The 3,895-nt window shown below is 33.6% G+C and carries 2 protein-coding genes; one reads left to right on the top strand and one right to left on the bottom strand.

Features of this window, described 5'->3' with window-relative positions:
* Positions 1-1,179 precede the first annotated feature (1,179 nt).
* Positions 1,180-2,139, bottom strand: coding sequence for a proline dehydrogenase family protein (locus tag ACODS7_RS31205; protein ID WP_043936057.1), 960 nt, complete (start codon positions 2,137-2,139; stop codon positions 1,180-1,182).
* Positions 2,140-2,256: 117 nt separating this feature from the next.
* On the opposite strand from ACODS7_RS31205, the gene pdxR reads away from it, so the two are divergent.
* Positions 2,257-3,669 carry a MocR-like pyridoxine biosynthesis transcription factor PdxR gene (gene pdxR / locus ACODS7_RS31200; RefSeq protein ID WP_043936055.1) on the top strand — a complete coding sequence of 471 codons (1,413 nt, stop codon included), beginning with the start codon at positions 2,257-2,259 and terminating at the stop codon, positions 3,667-3,669.
* Positions 3,670-3,895 lie beyond the last annotated feature (226 nt).

Here is a 3,895-nt window from a genome sequence, read left to right as displayed (position 1 = left end):
TTCAAAGAACTACTTGGTCGCTCATTTGCGACTTCCTTATGTTAACATCTTCGTTAGTTAATGTCAACTAAGTTTTTTATTTCTTTTGTCGCTTGCGACGTTAATGTCATCGGCGACTTATTCTATATTACACCTCTAAAGTATAATCGTCAACACCTTTTTATAAAGAAATTCAATTTAATATTTATATGCTTTGTTAGCTAGATACGTCTCTCCGAGGATTCATTACCAAAGAGCTACCTCCTGCTTCTCTTTAATTATATTTCCCCTAAATATATTAAAGTTACTTTAAACCTTAGACTTAATTTGTACAGAAGTTTTTCCCCAGCGAAACTAACAATCTTATTTTAATAAATATTAATACCTCTTTGTTTATCACGCCCTCTATTAGAAACGATTGAAGATATACGTATTCTTATAACAGACAACGATACAGAAATCCATAATAAACTCATATACTACTCTAGTTATAGAGCCCCAAGTTCTCCTTATATGAAGTAATGGTTGCTTATCTGTTTACTCACAAATATATAGAGCCACACTAATATATTTATTAACTATCCCTGTTTCACTGAAATATCAGCCTTATATCTCTTTCATCTTTAGTATCATCTATTTCCATACAGCTATATTCTCTTAATAAACATTTAAGATATGCTCAAGGTTCGAATTGATTAATAGTATTTCCTTTTTAAACACATATACTGGATTAAAAATACGTACCTCAATTTATCAAGTGTACCGAACACACATATACAGAACGCTCGTTCCTTTCATTGCTTCACTTTTTATATAACATTAATAGATATTAATCCCATACCTATATTTACGTTTTACTACTAAAAGAGCGAATCATTTCACTAACAAAGCATTTAGTTTCATTTCTAGTATATATCCCCCTTTTGAAATACATATAGAATCATAATTTCCGTTGTTTCTATCTCCCCCCTAAGAATACACAACCATACAAAAACAATTCTACAACAAGGTATACGGCGGCTGCACAATTATAAATCTTAATCCTCTCAATACCTACAAGGGTGCTGTCCGCCTTTAACGCAAATATATACTAAAAAAATTTCAATATAAAATGGCCGGAATTTCTACACTAAGAAAAATCCGGCTCTTATTTTTAGGCAACAACCAAAATCATTTTTACATTCAGTATTAAATGTCTATTCAATATTCCCTACTCCGCTCTGGTAAAGGTGAATGTATCATATCTGTCACTGCATAAAATAGATTTTCTGGATGTTCGGCTATCCGATGACATAAATACAAATACCACTCTTTCCCATAAGTCAAATATACTCTAGCGTTATGTCCTTTGTTTTTCAAATCTCTTAACATATCCGGACGAATTCCATATAACATTTCTATTTCTACATTAGGATGACTAAAATATTGACGTTGCTCCATCTCTTTAATAAGAATTTCATCATGTGTAGCTATAGACACAGGGTGATGGTTTTCAACTAGTTTTTCTACAATTTGAAGATACTGTTGATTTAAATCAGTTGATCTAGGCATAGCAATATCCGGAACTTCTTGATAGGCACCTTTTACAACTCTTATTTTTCCTGGATAATGAAGGAGTTCTTGAATATCATTGTTTGAGCGATATAAATGTGCCTGTATTGTTATCCCTACATTATGATATTGCTCAGTTACCTTTTTATAAATAGAAAGAATGTCTGCTGCTTTAGATGATTCTTCCATACTTATCATAAGGGTAGTTCCATGTACTTTCGCCTTCTCTGCCAACTCCATTAAATGAATATAAGATATTTCTGGATCTATAGATAATCCAATATGAGATAAATCGAGTGATACTGTTTGTTTCATAGATAGAGCACCCATGTCCCCAATAAGATTCAAAAACTCATTTTTTGCTTTATAGCATTCCTCTATATCTAGAGTATTTTCCCCTATGTATTCTAGTGAAGTATGATAACCTTTTGTAATTAGTTCTTTTGCCGTCCCAATTCCCTCATGTCTCGTTTCTCCGGTGACAAAGCGTTTCGCAGCTTGTAATAATAACGCATAGAGTTCAGTGGATTGTTGTACATATGCTTTTATATGTTCATTTCGTGCAATCGATTTAAATGCCTGAGCTACTTGTAATTCTGGTTTAGTCATCACATTTTCATCTCCTTTAGAACTATTTGACCCTACTATAGCATGCTAAAATGGTTTGTATTAGTACCATTTCATCCAAACTTTTATGGTACCAATTTTGATGAAGGGAGCATTTATATGCTTTGGATACCTATTGATCGATCTTTAGATATAAGTTTAATTCGACAAGTTTATCACCAAATACGTGAACGAATATTAAACGGAGAGCTACAATCCGGTGAAAAACTACCAGCAACAAGGGAATTATCTTCTGAGTTAGGTGTGTCTAGGAATGTAATTTTAGAAGCTTATGATCAATTATTTTCCGAAGGCTTTTTGGTCACTCGGCAAGGAGCTGGGACATTCATTGCCGAAGGGACTTATTTAGAACAACGTAAAAAATCAACTCTAATTGATTCTTTATCTTGGTGCGAAGAAACAAACAAAGACAGTAATATCATTAATTTTCGTTCAGGAATACCAGCATTAGACTTATTTCCACGTAAAGGATGGGCAAAGTTGTCTCACACTATATGGAATGAAACACCTCCTTCTACGTTTGGATATGATATCCCCCAAGGGCGTCCCGAATTAAGAAAGGTTTTATCACGCTATTTACTAAAAACAAGAGGAGTTTTTTGTCATCCAGAACAATTGGTGGTTACTTCCGGTGCAACTCAAGCTTTAACACTTGTTTCTAAGTTACTTTTGTCATCAGGTGACGAAGTACTAATAGAAGATCCCATCACCAATGATATTCAAACAATTTTTAAAAATTCAGGAGCCTTTCTTTCCCCTATACCAGTTGATGATAATGGGATGAATACATCTTTGTTACCTGCAAATAAAAATCCAAAATTCATCTTCATTACTCCTTCTCATCAGTTCCCTTTAGGTGGAACGTTGCCAATTCAACGACGTGTTCAATTGGTTAACTACTCAAGAAAAACAAATTGTTACCTCATTGAAGATGATTATGATAGTGAGTTTCGATATGAAGGTTCACCTGTAAGTTCATTACAGGGATTGGATCCCGAACGTGTTATATACATAGGTTCATTTAGTAAAATTTTATCACCGGCCCTTAGGATGGGATACTTAGTTCTTCCCTCACACCTTATTGAAAAATGTCGCAGGATAAAATGGTTTTCAGATTTACATACACCTTCTTTAAATCAGCTTATCCTTGCTAAATTTATTGCCGAAGGTTATTTGGAACGACATATTATGAAGATGAAAAAAATCTATAAAAATCGAAGAGACTTCCTTATCCAGCAATTAAAATCAGTATTCTCAAATACAATCAATATTTTCGGTTATTCTACAGGATTACATCTGATTGTTGAATTCAATCAAGTTCAATTCACAAAAGAATTACTTGAGAAAATCCAACAACTCGGAGTGAAAGTATATCCTGTGGAAGACCATGCCATTGAAAAAGGAAAACATCACAATCGAATTATTATAGGGTATGGCCATTTAACAACTGAAGAAATAAAAGAGGGTGTGAGCAGGCTCCAGAGGGCAATACTTCGTATATATTCTTGTTAACAAATAGACTTTAAAGCTCAGCCATATTTTTCTGAAGGTATGCTACTTAAATGTGAAATTCTAATAAAATAAAGTTGTTTCTTGCTAGATAAACGTACTCATAGAGCTTACATTAATTACAAGTTTATTTTATAAAACACAAAAAAGACGAGTCATTCTGACTCGTCTTAAAGTTGCTTGGCGACGTCCTACTCTCACAGGGACAAGGTCCCAACTACCATCGGCG

This window comes from Bacillus sp. FG16, from assembly GCF_057809515.1.
This window is presented reverse-complemented; position numbering and strand designations above follow the sequence as displayed.